At 45.0% G+C, this 16,603-nt stretch carries 13 protein-coding genes and 1 pseudogene; 10 read left to right on the top strand and 4 right to left on the bottom strand.

Annotated elements, in window-relative coordinates; all coding sequences use genetic code 11:
- The 7 genes from HCZ91_RS12425 (at position 1) to HCZ91_RS12395 (ending at position 7,651) form a co-directional block, all read left to right on the top strand.
- Positions 1-1,950, top strand: coding sequence for a DUF294 nucleotidyltransferase-like domain-containing protein (locus HCZ91_RS12425; protein WP_179799620.1), 1,950 nt, complete (start codon positions 1-3; stop codon positions 1,948-1,950).
- Positions 1,951-2,032: 82 nt separating this feature from the next.
- Positions 2,033-2,638: a 3'-5' exonuclease gene (locus HCZ91_RS12420; protein ID WP_179799619.1), complete on the top strand. Its 606-nt coding sequence runs from the start codon at positions 2,033-2,035 to the stop codon at positions 2,636-2,638.
- Between the two features lie 151 nt (positions 2,639-2,789).
- Positions 2,790-4,832, top strand: a complete 2,043-nt coding sequence (locus HCZ91_RS12415) for a D-alanyl-D-alanine carboxypeptidase (protein WP_179799618.1) — start codon at positions 2,790-2,792, stop codon at positions 4,830-4,832.
- Between the two features lie 63 nt (positions 4,833-4,895).
- Positions 4,896-5,381 (top strand): ABZJ_00895 family protein, encoded by a 486-nt coding sequence (locus HCZ91_RS12410; protein ID WP_179799617.1) that lies wholly within the window; start codon positions 4,896-4,898, stop codon positions 5,379-5,381.
- Between the two features lie 185 nt (positions 5,382-5,566).
- Positions 5,567-6,103, top strand: coding sequence for a YetF domain-containing protein (locus tag HCZ91_RS12405; RefSeq protein WP_179799616.1), 537 nt, complete (start codon positions 5,567-5,569; stop codon positions 6,101-6,103).
- A gap of 85 nt (positions 6,104-6,188) precedes the next feature.
- Entirely contained in the window at positions 6,189-6,677 is a 489-nt protein-coding gene (gene rlmH / locus HCZ91_RS12400) for a 23S rRNA (pseudouridine(1915)-N(3))-methyltransferase RlmH (protein ID WP_179799615.1), read from the top strand.
- Positions 6,678-6,760: 83 nt separating this feature from the next.
- Positions 6,761-7,651 (top strand): class III extradiol ring-cleavage dioxygenase, encoded by an 891-nt coding sequence (locus HCZ91_RS12395; RefSeq protein WP_179799614.1) that lies wholly within the window; start codon positions 6,761-6,763, stop codon positions 7,649-7,651.
- A gap of 31 nt (positions 7,652-7,682) precedes the next feature.
- Here the strand turns inward: HCZ91_RS12395 and HCZ91_RS12390 are convergent, their stop codons facing one another.
- Together HCZ91_RS12390 and HCZ91_RS12385 are read right to left on the bottom strand one after the other, a co-directional pair.
- A complete protein-coding gene (locus HCZ91_RS12390; RefSeq protein ID WP_179799613.1) occupies positions 7,683-9,176 on the bottom strand; it encodes an amidase in 1,494 nt (497 codons plus the stop codon).
- A 340-nt stretch (positions 9,177-9,516) separates the two neighbouring features.
- Positions 9,517-12,849 carry a DNA translocase FtsK gene (locus HCZ91_RS12385; protein WP_218870188.1) on the bottom strand — a complete coding sequence of 1,111 codons (3,333 nt, stop codon included), beginning with the start codon at positions 12,847-12,849 and terminating at the stop codon, positions 9,517-9,519.
- 586 nt (positions 12,850-13,435) lie between these two features.
- Here HCZ91_RS12385 and trxB point away from each other — a divergent pair.
- The 3 genes from trxB to HCZ91_RS12370 are packed head-to-tail and all read left to right on the top strand — an operon-like array spanning position 13,436 to position 15,730.
- The gene (gene trxB, locus HCZ91_RS12380) at positions 13,436-14,458 is read left to right on the top strand and encodes a thioredoxin-disulfide reductase (protein WP_057758497.1); all 1,023 of its coding nucleotides are present in this window, start codon (positions 13,436-13,438) and stop codon (positions 14,456-14,458) included.
- Entirely contained in the window at positions 14,459-15,265 is an 807-nt protein-coding gene (aat, locus tag HCZ91_RS12375) for a leucyl/phenylalanyl-tRNA--protein transferase (protein WP_179799611.1), read from the top strand.
- 30 nt (positions 15,266-15,295) lie between these two features.
- Positions 15,296-15,730, top strand: coding sequence for a MerR family transcriptional regulator (locus HCZ91_RS12370; protein WP_179799610.1), 435 nt, complete (start codon positions 15,296-15,298; stop codon positions 15,728-15,730).
- Between the two features lie 87 nt (positions 15,731-15,817).
- Here the strand turns inward: HCZ91_RS12370 and rimI are convergent, their stop codons facing one another.
- Both rimI and tuf read right to left on the bottom strand, forming a co-directional pair.
- Positions 15,818-16,312 carry a ribosomal protein S18-alanine N-acetyltransferase gene (gene rimI / locus HCZ91_RS12365; protein ID WP_179799609.1) on the bottom strand — a complete coding sequence of 165 codons (495 nt, stop codon included), beginning with the start codon at positions 16,310-16,312 and terminating at the stop codon, positions 15,818-15,820.
- 156 nt (positions 16,313-16,468) lie between these two features.
- Positions 16,469-16,603, bottom strand: a pseudogene (gene tuf / locus HCZ91_RS12360) (elongation factor Tu); the annotation flags it as partial.

Here is a 16,603-nt window from a genome sequence, read left to right as displayed (position 1 = left end):
ATGCCCCATCTTGATTTTAGTCAACCGCCCTTTGATGTATTGAGCTTAGCCGAACGTCAAAGCATTAGAAAAAACACCCAGATACGCTATCTTGCCAAAAACGAGAGCTTGCCTGCAGAAGAACTGCAATGTCTGTATGTGGTCATCAAAGGGCAAATCGAGCAATCATTAGATGGTGAGTTTGTCGCGTCCTATTTAGGTAGCAATCACGCTGACGGTCTGAATAATAATGATTGGTTTGATAGTCGCCGCCTACCTGAGTCACTTACCAAGGATAATCAGCTAGAGCCTGAAAGTACGCCTATACAGCCTTATCAATTCCGAGCCAGTGAAGAGACGTTACTGCTCCAAGTCGCTGGCACTGCTATCGATAAAATCAGCGCGCAAAATCATCTGGTACGCCAAATGCTATCAGACAAGTTGCCTGAACGATTAAAAGCATTGCGCCAACGACGTCATAACAAAACGCTAGATCCTGCCAGCTATACCAACCAACAAGAAGTACAGCAAATCATGCTGCAACCAGTGATAGATGTTCATCTATTACCAGTGCATATCGTCGATGCCAATGACAGCTTGTACGAAGCGGCTCGCATCATGACCAAAGCTGGATTAAAACATGTGCTGGTCCGACCGTTACATAGCTTAAGTGGCTCACAAACAGCGCAACATGAGACAAGATTACTTTTAGGGATTTTGACCGATACTGATATCTGCCGCGCGGTGAGTGACAGACAAGATCCAGCTATTACTCCTTGCCAGCGCTATGCAAATTTTAATCTACGTACGATCAAAGCCAGTGATGAGATTGGCGATGCGCTGCTGACCATGACTCGCTACCGGATTCATAGACTGCCAGTCATTGATAAGAGTGGCGATGTCGTCGGTGTGCTTGGGCAAAGCGATATGCTCGCTCACATAGGCCATCATTCACAGCTCATTAGTATTCAAATCGAACAGGCGCAGGACTTATCGAGCCTAGATACCGCTGTTGAGCTGATCGGTCGCTATATTCGAGCACAGCATCACAATGGTGTCAAAATCGGCAATATCAGTCGTATGGTACAGACGCTAAATGCGCAGGTATTTACCAAACTATGGCAGCTAATCGTACCTGATGAAGTGATGGCCAATACTTGCCTAATCGTTATGGGTTCAGAAGGGCGCGGTGAGCAAATCATGCGTACCGATCAAGACAATGCGCTCATCATTCGTGATGGCTATACGCATCCTGACCTAGCACAGTTCGCTGATACTTTTAATAGCCATTTAGCAACGCTTGGCTACCCACTGTGTGATGGTAATATCATGATGACCAATCCTATGTGGCGACAACCGCTCAAGCAATTCACTGCGCAAATTGGCCTATGGTTTAGGAACTCTGACCCGATGCATGGTATTTACTTGTCTGCGATACTAGATGGTGAATACGTCTGCGGCGATGAGTCACTGCTCACACAAGTACGTCAGCACTTAGAACTTGCTCATCAACAAGCAGATCCTATGTTTGTCAGGCAGTTTGCGCGGGCAGCGCTACAGTTTGGCGATGTTAATCAATGGTGGCAAAAGTTTGTCCCTTTACTAGGCGGCAAATCAGCATCGTCCGACATTGACCTAAAAAAAGCCGGTATCTTTCCATTGGTTCATGGCATACGTACCTTAGCATTAGAAAACAATGTGCTCAATGTGCCTAGTACCAAGGCGCGTTTAAAGGGCTTGGTACAGGTTGATGCTATGACCCAAGAACGCGCTGATACTCTACTAGAAGCGCTAGAGTTTTTTATGGCGCAGCGCTTATCTGTGGCGCTCTCAACCGACGATAAGCATGCACGGCAAGTAGATCCAACGACTTTGACTGCACTTGAACGTGACCTACTCAAAGAGTGTCTGGCCGTGGTCAAAAGTTTTAAGAATCAATTGCGTCAACACTATCAACTAGAAATCGCATAAATGTGGCAGTCTTAGTACAGAGACTTAATAAATACAAAAAGGTCTCAAGTAAGAAAACAACATAGATGGATGAACGACTAATATGAGCTGGTTACAGCAGTTATCTTGCGCTTGGCAAAAGACGCAATTACAGCGTCCAGAGCTGGCCTCAATGTTTACGACATCTTCGGCTGAGCAGTGGGTGGCGATTGATTGCGAGATGACAGGGCTGAACCCCAAGAAGCATCACCTGCTGTCTGTGGCAGTGATACATATTAATGGCAATACCATCGACACAGGTAATGGCATGCATTTGGTTTGCAGACCTCCTGTGATGCCAGACCGCGACACTATTGTCATTCATGGCTTGCGTACCGCCGATGTTGAACATGGCATGAGTTACGATGACATGTTGGCACTACTACTACCATTCATAGGTAATCGACCAATCGTTGGATTCTGCACACAGCTAGACATGGCTTTTTTAAATCCATTGGTCAAACGCTATATGGGAACCTCGCTACCAAACGAAGTCATAGATTTGCGTCATCTGTACAGTCGGCGTATCAGTGGTCACACACAAGGGCTTTCTGGACAAGCCCAACATCTAAATCGCATATTAGCCCATTACAATATTCCTGAACTGGGCGCGCATGATGCTTATAACGATGCTGTCATGACGGCGATGGCTTTTTTGCATGTGCGTTAGCAGCAAGTCATGCTCTCAGTTCAATCGATAGTTAGAGTTAGTTATCTAAATAAGGGCGTTGTTATTGCTAAAATTGTACTGCTGACATCGTGTGCGAAAACAGCAACTCATGTTACCATAGGCTGTTTTTGCCACCTGATGAAAGATGCTCATGCGATACCCTTCTAAACGCCGTCATTACTCTACTGCTGCAACCAAAATCACCACGCTTTGTCGTTATTTACGACCGCTTAACCAACCTAATAAACGTCTACCTAGGTTAGCGTTATTGGCAGCAGTTATAGTCACACCGATACATGCACAAGCCGTGTTGCCAGCAGCTATTCAAAAAGCCTTGACGCGTGCCGACTTGACAGAAGCGGATATCAGTATCGTGATTACACCTGTGGGTGACAAAACTGCCAGCCGTCTGCCTACCCCTATTCAAATCATTGATAGTGATGAACCTGACAGCCAATCTGCAGCTACTATAATATCTGAACACCCAGTTACGAACGTCTCTACGGCTACAATTAGCAGCGACCCGAGCCATCAGAGCGCATTAATGACCATAGAGCAGCGCACTATTGAGAAACACGAGCAAAAAATACATGCTTATACCGATGACCCTTATACTTATCAGAGCGTAGAGAGCATTCCAACGGTTATCCCTGATGAATCTCGGCATACGCTTGATCAGAATGCCAAAGCTCAAGATACTGAGAGCAATAGTAAAGCCTCTATAAAGATTTCATTTTCGCCTTTGCTAGATCACCAGTCTGACATCCCTCGTACGCCTGCCAGCACCATGAAACTCGTGCCTAGCTTTATCGCTTTGGACACTTTAGGGGCCGATTTTGTGTGGCATACACGGGTTTATCACACAGGTATTGTCATCGGCAACCGTCTACATGGTGACTTGATTATTCAAGGTAGTGGCGACCCGAAAATGACCCACGAGCGCTTAAAGCAGTTACTGTATAAAGTACAAGCATCCGGTATTCGTCACATCGATGGTGACATCATCATCGACAGCGCTGTTTTTAATAATGTTAGTAAAGATCCTGCCGCCTTTGATAACTCACCGCTACGCCCCTATAACGCTAGCCCTGATGGGTTTCTGGTTAACTTTAGCACCATTGGTATCAAAACTTACCCTCAAAATAATGGTCAAGCAAGTGTGACCTACAAGCCGCGGTTAGCCAACTATCAGCTGCCTGCTACAATCAATACCCGTGCAGCCAGTTGTGGGCAAGCAAGCTATAGCCTAGCGCCGCAGTGGCAAAACACGCAGCTTGTGTTAAACGCCAGTCTCCCAGAGAGCTGCGGCGAGCATATCTTTTATGTAGCATATCCCAATGCCAAAGAATTTGCCGCACACGTCATCGCTGCCAAATGGCAAGCGTTGGGGAATACTTTGAGTGGACAAGTAATTTCGCAAGAAACCCCTTACGATATGAGCAAGGCGACAAAACGAGCGCACGGGCTTACGGCTATCGCGATGTCTCCTCTACCTATGGTCAGCTATCCGTCGTTGAATTTAACCGAGCAGATCCATGACATTAACCACTTCTCAAACAATGTCATGGCTGAGCAAGTCGCGCTATCTATAGGCGCTTATGATAAAGAAAGGCTGACTCAATCAATACCGTCTAACACAACTGCGACTAGTCCAAGCAGTCATGAAGCCAGCACTAATAATGAGATGGATAGTAAAGTAGTAGCCGATAAATCTAATGGTAAAAAGGCTGATAGCTTATATCAATTTGGCAAACCTGCTACGACAGACTATCCAGCAGCCTTACAAACCATCAATCAATGGTGGCAAACCAACCTCAGTACGCCGCCGCCACATTTGACCAATGGCTCAGGACTTTGCCGTGAATGTACAATCACTGCCGCCAACCTAAGCGAGCTACTGACTTATGCTTACAGTCGACCAAATTTTGAAGCCTATGTCGACTCGTTAGGGGTCGCTGGGGTTAGTGGCACTATTGCCGCCCATAGCGATCGCTTACCTGAATCGACAGCCACTGGCCGCGCATGGATAAAGACTGGCACGTTAAATAACGTCACTTCAATGGCAGGTTACGTCAAAGGGCTGTCAGGACAGGATTACGTTGTCGTCGGTATAATTAATACTGATCAAGCATTAAATCCTTATGCAGCAAGGCCTGTATTAGATGCTATGCTCGACTGGACGGCACAGCGCTAATTTTAACGCTTTAAGACGTTGTATTATCAATACTCTATTTTTTACCTTCACAAAGGTTAGCTTATGTCACGCCAGACAACCAGTCTTAACAAACCTCAGACGCTTGTACAAGTGCAGCCCAAACTGGCTCGATATGTCGGTTTTTTTGCGATTGGATACACGCTCGCCAGTACCATATTTATGATGATACAGACCAAACTTGCGCTCAATCCACAATTGGTCATGGTGGTTTCTATTATCGTGGGTGCTTATATCGCTGCCAGTAAATTTATCAAACATCAGAAGCGAGCATTAGCGCGAGATGAGATTAATAAGTTGATGTTAGGTGGGGTTATGATTGTTTGGATGCTGACGGTCATTTATTTTTCAGCCATCTGGTTTTGGCTGTTTGATACGATAAGCCGTGAGGTACTGTTTGAGATGGCGATGCAGCGTCCACTGCCCCTGCTTTCATCATTAATGCTGATGCTGGTTCTCACTCTAGTCAGTGCGCGAATCAGTCTATGGTCTATCAATCGATTATTAGACCCTATACGCAAATCAACGTAAGTACAAACCATCATCTACAAGGTGCTACAAAGTTTTCCCCTGCTAATGCGTAAAATCCGTTAGGCTAAGTTTAAGGCGTGTCATTATTTTAAAAATAGTACTAAAAATGAGACAAAGTAAGACGCGCCCTAGTAAGTAGTATTTTAGCGATGACTTGTTTTACCTTTATAATAGGAGCGAACATTATGGACATGATCTTTTTTGACAACATAGATAAGCTTGGTCGTATTGTTTTGACGACTGTTATGGTTTACGTGTTGATCGTGACAGTCACCAAAATCTCTGGCAAACGCTCAACATCGCAGCTAAACAACTTCGATTGGATCGTGACGGTCATGATCGGCTCGTTGGGTGCCAGTACGATTTTGCTCAAAGACATCCCCTTTGTTGAAGGGGTTTCGTCTATTTTAGTATTATACCTATTGCAATTTGCGGTGACCAAATATGCGGCTATTTCACCGCAATTTAGTAACTTTATTTTATCAGAGCCGCGTATCGTTTTTTATCAAGGGCAGTTTTTGCCAGACGCCATGCGTGATGAGCGCTTGACGCGTCAAGAAATCGAATGTGCCATGCGTTCTGAAGGGATTAATAGTTTTGATGATGTCGAAGCCATTGTTTTTGAGTCTGATGCAAAATTGACTGTCATTCCAAAGCCAAGCCAAGCGGACGATCAAAGCGCAAGTAGCAACGTATCAGAGACGATTAACCCTCTGATGTAAATTGCAGACAATAAACAACGAACGATACAACTATCAAGAACACTCCCTAGTAAGCTTGAATTCAATTATCGAGATGGTAAGCATTATGAAAGTAAGGATTTTGACCGTTGGCAATAAAATGCCTAGTTGGGTACAGACGGGTTTTGACGAATATTACAAACGCATTCAACCGATGCTAAGCACAGAAATTGTCGAAATTACGGCAGCCAAGCGGGCAAAAAATCCTTCAGATGCTAATTTGGCACAGTACCGTGAGCAAGAAGGTCAAGCCATATTAGCCGCTCATAATGCATCAAGCCGCGAGCAATTATGGGTGCTAGATGTCAAAGGCAAGATGATTTCGACCGAAGGACTGGCTGATAAGCTCGCTGATGGCATGCTACAAGGCGATGATATTGCCTTGGTCATCGGCGGTGCAGACGGCGTCTCGCCAGAAGTATTGGCAAAGGCCGATGCAAAATTATCACTATCAGCACTGACATTGCCGCATCCGCTAGTTCGCGTCGTACTTATGGAGCAATTGTATCGCGCGATGAGTATCAACAATAACCACCCTTATCACCGTGGTAATTAAATAAAATACTAATCTATTTTTTGATTTGAAACATCAACCCTAAAATAGATTGAAAAATTGGCGCACGCCCTAATAAATGCAACATGAAATATCCAAAACGTGCGACACCCAACGCCTCTAAGCACTCTCATCAACGTGATGACCATCATAATGTGCAGACGCCTATCACAGCGGCTGCCGCATGGGAAAATACGTCTGATGTAGCGACAAACACATCTAAGCTACCAGCGCTCTTTATATCGCATGGCGCGCCTACGCTTGCAATTGAGCAGTCTGCGACGACCAGTGCACTGGCTCGTATCGGTCAAAACTTACCTAAGCCACGTGCCATCGTTATTATGTCAGCGCATTGGCAGTCAGCAAAGCTAGAGATTAGCAGTAATCCACAGCCAAAGACGTGGCATGATTTTTCAGGATTTTCGCCCGAACTTTACGACATTCAGTATCCTGCTACAGGCCAGCCTGCACTGGCTGAGGCACTTGCTCAGCAGCTGACCGCACGTGGTATTACTTGTAGTGTTAATCCAGTGCGTGCCTGTGATCATGGTGTATGGGCGCCGCTCAGACACCTGTACCCAGAAGCTGATGTGCCTATTGTACAGATATCACTGCCGCAGCATTATGACAGTATTGCCTGCTATCAGTTAGGCGCGCAGTTAGCACATTTACGTGATGAGCAAATCCTCGTCATCGGTTCAGGTAACATTACGCATAATTTGCAAGCATTGCGCTGGGAAGCTGACAGCATCGATCAAGCAGCCAAAACGTTTAAGCAGTGGTTGTTGCAGCAGCTCAAAATAGACATTCCCACGGCGCTCGACTGGCAGCAGTACCCAGATTACAAGGACATTCATCCAAGTGATGAGCACTTGCTACCGCTGTTTTTTGCGTTAGGTACTGGTCAACGCGTCTCTGTCGTTCATCAAAGTATGGCTCATCATAGTTTGGGTATGGACATTTATCGCTTTGATTGAGCGCTAACAATCCAAACCATAGAATTCAATCCTACTTTTCAAAAGCGTGTTTGGTAAATAAACCTGCGCGCTCCATCTCGCCCGCCACACTGAATAATGTTGCTTCATCATTCATGCGTCCGATTAATTGCATGCCAATCGGTAGGCCTTTTTTGCTCATACCGACGGATACTGACATCGCGGGTAACCCCGTAACATTACCCAATAGTGTAAAGCCCATCTTACCTAATACAGGTGCACTGAGCTTTTCAATCATACCTGAGCTAAAGGCATATCTACCCATATTAAAGCCCTTGTTAAGCACCTCGGCGCTACGCATCATCATCTCATCCATACGACTAGGCGGCAGTACACCATGCTTTACCGCAGGCGTGGGCACAGTCGGGCACAGTATCATGTCATAGTCTTCTAGTAATAAACCCGTCTGATACTGGCTATGATGCCAGCCATGTTTGGCATGTGCCAAATCAATCGCTGACAATGAGCGCCCAAGCAGTGCCATATTATAGGTTTGTGGCTCTAGGTTTTTAATATGATCAGCACCAAACTCACGCTCGATGTTATCAATTGTAAATGCCGTATGCGCGCAGACCACGACGATAAAGTCATGCCAAAACTGCTCAATATTGATATTTGGCTCAGCGGGTATCACTTGATGCCCCATCGATTCTAGCTGCTTAGCGGTTTGCTTCAGTACAGCAAGTACTTCTTTGTCCACTACGGTATTGGCAATCAGTGGCTGCTGCTGCAAAGCGATTTTCAATGGCCTTGGCGCGCGCATCGCCGCCTGCAAAAACGTGCCGTCTGGTGGCGCAATGACATAAGGGGCGCCAATCTCTGCTCCGCTAGTGGCATCTAGCATCGCTGCACTATCGCGCACTGAGCGCGTAATCACATGGTCAGCCACGGCCCCCTCCCAACCTTCACCAAGATTAGGGCCCATTGGATTACGTCCGCGGCTTGGCTTTAACCCAAACGTACCGCACCAAGCAGATGGAAAACGTATCGAGCCGCCACCGTCACCACCGCCTGCCATCGGGACAATACCGCTCGCCACTGCCGCGGCACTACCACCCGACGAGCCACCAGAGCTATAGCCTTTTTTAAAAGGATTATGCGTAGCGCCATGGGCTTTTGGCTCAGTGGTGATAATCAAGCCAAACTCAGGGGTGTTAGTCTTGCCAAAGGTATTAACACCTGTCGCTTTCATGCGTTTGACGATTTCGCTGTCTTTTTCTGAGAGGATATTGACGCTGCGGCTGCCCATTGTAATGGGTTCATCTGCGAAGCTAAATGATAAATCTTTTAGTAAATAAGGCACGCCAGTAAATACACCTGAAGGCAAACCTGCCTGCGCAGCATTGTAAGCGCGCTCATCAAAACGATGCACGATAGCATTTAGCTTAGGGTTGATTTGATTGGCTTGATGGACAGCAGCGTCTAGCAATTCCTTTGCGCTGACCTCACCTGAATTGACCAATGCCGCTAAGGCGAGACCATCATACTGAGTATATTCTTTAAACATAACTAACCTTCCTTGGAGAGTAATTTTATTAAGACTATGTAGCACGCATACTTTCTAAAACTAATGACTATTTTTTCATAAACTCCTGTCAGTTTAGTATAAAAAACCGTGCCTGATATTTGATAAACGGACTCGTTAGTCATCTGGTCAATTTCGCTAGTTGTGGATTTCGCTAGTTAATGAGCTAATATGAGAATCTACTCTTCGCGCCCTAGAACGTATTTAATAATAAATACTTACTTCTAAACCTACAATTTATGAAAGTATTATTAAGTTTCTTCCATAAAAAAACGAGCCATTTTCATGACTCGCTTTTTCGTTATCAACTTAAGGACTAATGCTACATCAATAGTTCACGCTTGCCACTTTTGCCCATCGAGCTGACCAATCCAGCTTCTTCCATAGAGTCGACAATACGCGCAGCACGGTTATAGCCGATGCTAAATTTACGCTGAATGCTTGAGGCAGACACCTTACGTGTTTCCATGATAAAGGCCACAGCATCATTATATAAATCATCATCTTCACCAGAGGCATTGGCTGTACTACCACCGCCTGGGCTAGACAATTCAAAGTTGCCTGCCATATTGTCAATATAATCAGGAGCGCCGCGCTCACGCCAAGCGTCACAGACACGGTTAACTTCTTCGTCACTGACATAAGCCCCATGTACACGATCTGGCTCGATTTGCCCTGGCCCCAAGAACAACATATCACCGTTACCCAGCATGTCCTCAGCACCGCCACTATCTAGAATCGTACGTGAATCGACTTTTGAGTTTACTCGTAGTGCCGCACGCACTGGGATGTTGGCCTTAATCAAACCTGTAATAACATCGACTGATGGACGCTGAGTCGCTAGCATTAAATGAATACCCGCAGCACGCGATTTTTGTGCCAAACGTGTAATGAGCTCTTCGGCCTGTTTACCGACCTGCATAATCATATCGGCAAACTCATCCGCGACAATAACAATCATAGGTAGTGTTTTTAGCTTGGGTGCTTGACTAATACTTACGCTGTCATTCGGACGCCATAGAGGATCAAGCATTGGCTTGCCTGATTTTTCCGCCGCGATGACTTTCTTATTAAACTCATTGAGCTTACGAACCTTTAGCAAACTCATCAGCTGATAGCGACGTTCCATCTCGGCCACACACCATGACAAGCTACTGGCCGCTTCCGTCATATCGGTGACCACTGGCGTTAACAAATGCGGAATATCATTGTAATTGGCAAGCTCAAGCTGCTTTGGATCAATCAAGATAAGACGCAGCTCATTGGGTGTATATTTGAGTAGCATCGATAGTAGCATCGAGTTGACCAATACTGATTTACCAGAGCCCGTGGTACCAGCCACCAGCATATGCGGCGCACGAGCAAGGTCGGTAATGATTGGGTTACCACCGATGTCTTTACCCATTGCCATGCTAATCTGCGCTTTAGGATCTTTAAACGTTTCGGTATTTAGCAGTTCAATCAAACGTACCATTTCACGTTTCTTGTTAGGCACTTCGATACCGATGTACGGTTTGCCCGGAATCACTTCGACCACACGCAAAGAAGCCATCGATAGTGAACGCGCTAAATCACGCGAGATACCTGTGACTTTACTAGCTTTCACACCAGCAGCCAGCTCCACTTCAAAACGGGTGACAACAGGGCCAGGGATAGCATTAACCACAGAAGCCTTTACATTAAATTCTTGTAGCTTAATTTCTAGCAACTCAGACAGTTTTTCAAGTTCAGCCACAGTGTAGCTAGGCTTGCGGTCAGGATCCGGCTTATCCAATATAGAGACTTCTGGAATAGGCGTCAGGCTGCTGCGATAAGCTGCCGTTTGCATCGAACGCGACTTTTGACTAAAAGCTGCGTCATCACTAATATGCGGCATGACCGGTACATTGGTGTCGTCATCACTGTCGTCCTCTGGCATCATATCAGTGATATGGTTGCTGCTATCGCCCTCTGGGACAGCAAAACTAACAGATGGTTGCGCGGGCGTTTTAGGCTCAGGCTGTATATTGAAGACTGGGCTGGTCACTTCCACCGTTGGCGCTGCTTTTGGATTGGCAGGAGGCGTATTGGTTGGTGTCATGTCTGACACATCTGGCACATCTGGCAATGCAGGCTCAGTCTCTACTGTTACCGGAGCAACTTCAGGCTCAGAGACTACTGCTGTCTTTTCGGTATGTGGCAAATCTACAGGCGTATCAAACGGCTGATTGGCTGAATCCTGTGCAAAGCTAATAGGCTCTTCTACGATAGGTTCTGGCGTCTTCTCTGGTACGATTGGCTCAGCTACGACAGTTTCCTGAACAGGCTTAGAGTCTTCAGACGTTTCTACGATAGACTCTGTAGGTTCTGATATATCAGCATGCTCTGCCAACCATGCTTCTGCTAATTTATCTACTTCTGCAGTCTCATGTGTCGTAGAGACTTTAGGCTCAGCAGATTCAATGACTGGCTGACTGGCTAAATTACTGTGCACTGACTCATCAACTGATGACTGAGCTAATGATTCTTTATCATGTATATCTGGTTGAGCAACCGCTTCCGTCGTGGTAGTTACTGCAGTAGCAGGTACTGCTTTCTCTAACGATGCTGTGGTACTAGTACCCGTTTGGGAATAGTTAGGTACAGGCATAGCCGAGCTGTCCATGCCACTAGCACTGTAAGCCATTTGCTCACTTGCAAGTAAGTCATCGACCGTATTGGCATCATTCCATGCAAAGCTTGGCTCAACTTTGCGAGCAACAGGTGCAGTCGAGTTTAATGATATTGGCTGGACTGTATGGTTGGCTGTATTATCAGTAGAGTTATTAAGCGAGACTGTATCGGTATCTACCTGCTCACCTTTTGAGCTATTAGGTGTCGCCGCTGCTTTTGCTGCGATGACAGAGGCTTTGACACTATCTGCCAATCCTGATGTTGCCAAAAAGTCTGACAATACACTACCGAAACGTCCACTACTGCTGACGTCTTGAGTACCGTTAGTATTTTCCGCAGACTGTAACTCAAGTGGCAGCTGCTCATGCTCTACTTTTTTATCTACCGACTCATCTAATTTCTGGCTATCATCTTGTGATGCAATGCTCGGTTCAGTAGCGTCGATAGCATCCTGACTTTTTACACCTGAACCAAGCCACGACAGCGCACGAACCTTTTGATATATCGTCATCCAATGGATGTTAAAGGCAAACGTAGCGGTAATCACAACGAATACTGCTAAGAAAACCACACTCCCCCACTGCGATAGCAGCTGTGCCAAACGCGCCTGTAACTCTAGCCCGATGATACCACCAGCGACACCTTCGAGACCGATGGCGTCAGGGTTCGTGACTTGCTGAACTAAAGAGACCAATTGTGCAAATAATGCGCTAGCACTTAATAGTAAAAACACATAAGCGACCAATCGCATGAGCCAAAACGTTGGCTTGTTTTCCCACCAAATTAGGATAGATTCGTAAACCACAAATGCCAAAAACCACCAAGCACCAAACCCAAAAAAGCTATAAAGCAAATCGGACAACCATGCGCCTGCCTCGCCGCCCATATTATTAATTGTGGTCATATCACTACTGATGTGCGACCAGCTAGGATCGTTGCCTGTATAAGTCATCAAAATGACAAACAGATAAACGGCCAGTATTAACCCAAGGAGGGTAAACATTCCCTTTTTTAAATACTCAATAAGCGGTGCTGATATCACGTAAGATCTGCCTTGTTATTAATACTAAATGGTCGCCAATGCATGACTAAGCCTAATCATGCTGACATAAAGTGTTGACATAAATGTACCGAGCGAAGTGTTTGTTTGGCATGTGCCGATCATAGAGCCTTGAAACAACCGTTATCGCTTGGCTCCTACTACACTTGGCATAACTTCTTATAATAACAAATACATAGGTGCAGTGGCGACAGTCTTCTCAAGAAAGCGTGTAAGAAAGTAAATCAGTAGACACTTTGCGTAAGAAAACAGCTGGTTAGCGAAACACGAGTGGCAAAATATGGCTAACTGTATTGCCTAAATTCTATAAAATAGTCTCTGTTTTTGCACTTATGTTCCAAAGTTATTTATTCTTTGATTCTAATGATACCTGTGTTTGTTTTAGCAAACTTGCACTTTGTGCGCTGTGCCCTTATGTTATTATCACACAGCAATTAGAAGAAGCATATTCGTAGTCATTTTTGATATTCGTCTTTTATTATATTTATAACTTACATTTTTAATTCGTATATTTAGCAAGGAACAACTCATGGCAACTGACACTACTGCTCCACGTCACGAAAAGCTCATTATTTTAGGCTCAGGCCCTGCTGGCTACTCTGCCGCAGTCTATGCAGCACGCGCTAACCTTAAGCCAGTTATGGTTACTGGCATGGAAGTCGGTGGACAATTAACCACCACTACTGAAGTAGACAACTGGCCTGGCGATGCGCATGATTTGACAGGTCCTGCATTGATGGAACGTATGAAAGCACATGCTGAGCGCTTCGGTACTGAACTGGTCTACGATCATATCAACGAAGTAAACCTAAATGAGCGTCCTTTTCAATTGACAGGTAACAACGGTAGCTATACTTGTGACGCGCTCATTATCTCAACTGGTGCCTCTGCACAGTACTTGGGACTAGAATCAGAGACCAAATTTAGAGGGCTTGGTGTATCAGCCTGCGCCACTTGTGATGGTTTCTTTTATAAAAACCAAAAAGTTGCGGTAATTGGTGGTGGTAATACAGCGGTTGAAGAAGCTTTGTACTTATCTAATATTGCGTCTGAAGTGACCTTAGTGCATCGCCGTGACAGCCTACGCTCTGAAAAAATCTTGCAAGACAAGCTATTTGAAAAAGCCAAAAATGGTAATGTCAAAATCGAATGGAACCACCAAGTGAAAGAAGTGGTCGGTGATGACATGGGCGTCAATGGCGTCGTCATCGAATCAATGATTGATGGTAGCACCAAACAACTAGATACAATGGGTATGTTTGTCGCTATTGGTCATAAGCCAAACACTGACTTGTTCAAAGGTCAATTAGACATGAAAGATGGCTACCTGATCGTTAATAGCGGCCTGAATGGTAATGCCACTCAGACCAGTATTGAAGGTGTGTTTGCCGCAGGTGACGTAGCAGATCACGTCTACCGTCAAGCCATCACTTCTGCTGGTACAGGCTGTATGGCTGCGCTGGATGCTGAAAAGTACTTGGATGCACTGGGCGAAACCGTCGCTCGTGATCACACTTACGATTCAACACTAACTGCAGATAAAGAAGCCTAAATGGGCAACTTTACTCAACAGCACGATAAATACATTACGCCTGAGACTTTAAAAAGTCTTGGGCGTTATGACTTTCCTGATCCTATTTCTATCGATCCTGAGGGCATTGGCATCATCGCTATGGGTGGTGACCTAGCACCTGAAACGCTGATATCAGCCTACGCTCAGGGGCTATTTCCTTGGTTTAATGAAGATGAGCCTATTGCTTGGTGGTGTCCTGAGCCGCGTTGCGTGATTGTCCCATCTGCCTATCAACCGAGTAAGTCTCTACGTAAGCAAGCAAATCGCGAACGTTGGCAAGTGACGCTTAATCAAGCTTTTAATGATGTCATACATGCCTGTAGCTTACCGCGCAGTGACGGCCTTAATGACAATCAGCCTGAAGGTGAGCATACTTGGATTCATGATGAAATGATCGAAGCTTATACCAAAATGCATGCGCAAGGCTTTGCTCATAGCATTGAAGTTTGGGACGAAGCAGGTCAACTGATGGGCGGATTATACGGGTTAAAAATAAACGGCATCTATTTTGGTGAATCAATGTTTCATCGAGCATCTAATGCGTCAAAGCTAGCGTTTTGGGGCTTGATGCGGTTGTGTGAGCAAAGTGATGTCGCACTCGTTGACTGTCAGCTACCGAACGATCATTTGATGAGTTTAGGTGCGACTACCTTACCGCGTGCTGATTTCCTAGCTCAGTTAGACAACCTGATTGGCAGCCAGTCTGTACCATGGCAAAAGCACTCTCATAAACCGTTAGCCGTATCGCTACTGGATAGCGAGTCGCCGTGGCAACTAGAGTTATGATTATCATAGCGAAAAAAATAAGAGGTTATTATGGCACTTGATACATCGTTTCTATTGATTGGAGAGCTAGCAGCAAAGGCCAATACGACCAAAGATACGGTTCGCCATTACGAGCAATTAGGCCTGCTAAAATCTCGCAAGCGTCAGGCAGGCTCACGTTTATATACCGAATTTCATCCAGAGTGTATCGAACGCATAGAGCTGATCAAAAGCGCGCAAGCTATTGGCTTCACCCTTACCGAAATCAAAAACAGCTTAAATGATTATTATGATGGTCATTTGGATATTGATTCACAGCTTTTACTCACTCAGCAAAAGCTAGAACAAGTCGAAAAACAACAAGCCAATATCAGCATAATGGTTGAGCTGCTCAGCGAACGCTTGGATATTTTAGGTCGAATGAAAGCAGATAGCGATTATCAGCTTGATGTGGAAGTCTGTAAAAAGAAAATTCATTTGCAATAAAGCTTAGTTAATTCTGCTTTTATATCATAGCTGTTATAGCTACTTTTATCATAATCGCTTATTTTTTATTAAGCTTTATTTTCTTTATTAAATATAAGTATGCTGCATGATTAATGCATCGACTGCTGGTTTATGTGGCACTTTATAATAGTCTTTGCGTCTATGAATGACGCTAAACGCTTGTTGCTCGTATAACGCTATCGCCGCTTTATTATCTGCACGTACTTCTAACAAAAGACTCTCTACTTGATTGAGCTGTAACAATTCATGCAGCCTATTCAATACTTGCGAAGCGATACCTTGGCGTTGGTACTTTGGATCAGTTCCGATACGTAACACCTCTGCTTGCTCAAAAGTTGTTTGATATAAGCAATAGCCAACTATCTCACGGTAAGAAGTACTATCTTCTTTGGCTTGATCGTAAGCAATCAGCAGACGAATACTGTCTTGTTCAAGCAATTCAGCCAATGTTTTCTGGTTCCAAGCATCATCCGGCTGCACCATCGTTTCTATATCGGCAACAGTTTGAATGACGTTTTCGTGTTCTACTGCATTCGTTGGTAATGCTTCTATCACAAACATGACGTTCCTTTCATTTAATTAGTCTCATCATTTGGTTGTACTTAAATTATATGAGTAAGTAACTACATTATTTATTTTTTATCAAAAAAAAGGCCACCCTAGATAGGGTGGCCTTTTTTATGACTAATTCATAAGCTCATTACTGAGACTTAATGATTAGTTCAATACGTTAGCAACAACACCAGCGCCTACAGTACGGCCGCCTTCACGAATTGCGAAGCGAAGACCTTTGTCCATAGCGATTGGGTGGATAAGCTCTACGCCCATCTCAACGTTATCACCAGGCATTAC

This window comes from Psychrobacter sp. BI730 (assembly GCF_013414195.1).
Lineage (GTDB): Bacteria > Pseudomonadota > Gammaproteobacteria > Pseudomonadales > Moraxellaceae > Psychrobacter.
Note: the sequence above shows the minus strand (reverse complement) of the source record. Positions and strands in the feature narration are given on the sequence as shown.

Bases quoted from the DNA above. Each gene is read 5' to 3' on its own strand.
- HCZ91_RS12425 (WP_179799620.1), top strand. From the start codon at position 1: ATGCCCCATCTTGATTTTAGTCAACCGCCCTTTGATGTATTGAGCTTA.
- HCZ91_RS12420 (WP_179799619.1), top strand. From the start codon at position 2,033: ATGAGCTGGTTACAGCAGTTATCTTGCGCTTGGCAAAAGACGCAATTA.
- HCZ91_RS12415 (WP_179799618.1), top strand. From the start codon at position 2,790: ATGCGATACCCTTCTAAACGCCGTCATTACTCTACTGCTGCAACCAAA.
- HCZ91_RS12410 (WP_179799617.1), top strand. From the start codon at position 4,896: ATGTCACGCCAGACAACCAGTCTTAACAAACCTCAGACGCTTGTACAA.
- HCZ91_RS12405 (WP_179799616.1), top strand. From the start codon at position 5,567: ATGGACATGATCTTTTTTGACAACATAGATAAGCTTGGTCGTATTGTT.
- rlmH (WP_179799615.1), top strand. From the start codon at position 6,189: ATGAAAGTAAGGATTTTGACCGTTGGCAATAAAATGCCTAGTTGGGTA.
- HCZ91_RS12395 (WP_179799614.1), top strand. From the start codon at position 6,761: ATGAAATATCCAAAACGTGCGACACCCAACGCCTCTAAGCACTCTCAT.
- HCZ91_RS12390 (WP_179799613.1), bottom strand. From the start codon at position 9,176: ATGTTTAAAGAATATACTCAGTATGATGGTCTCGCCTTAGCGGCATTG.
- HCZ91_RS12385 (WP_218870188.1), bottom strand. From the start codon at position 12,849: ATGTTTACCCTCCTTGGGTTAATACTGGCCGTTTATCTGTTTGTCATT.
- trxB (WP_057758497.1), top strand. From the start codon at position 13,436: ATGGCAACTGACACTACTGCTCCACGTCACGAAAAGCTCATTATTTTA.
- aat (WP_179799611.1), top strand. From the start codon at position 14,459: ATGGGCAACTTTACTCAACAGCACGATAAATACATTACGCCTGAGACT.
- HCZ91_RS12370 (WP_179799610.1), top strand. From the start codon at position 15,296: ATGGCACTTGATACATCGTTTCTATTGATTGGAGAGCTAGCAGCAAAG.
- rimI (WP_179799609.1), bottom strand. From the start codon at position 16,312: ATGTTTGTGATAGAAGCATTACCAACGAATGCAGTAGAACACGAAAAC.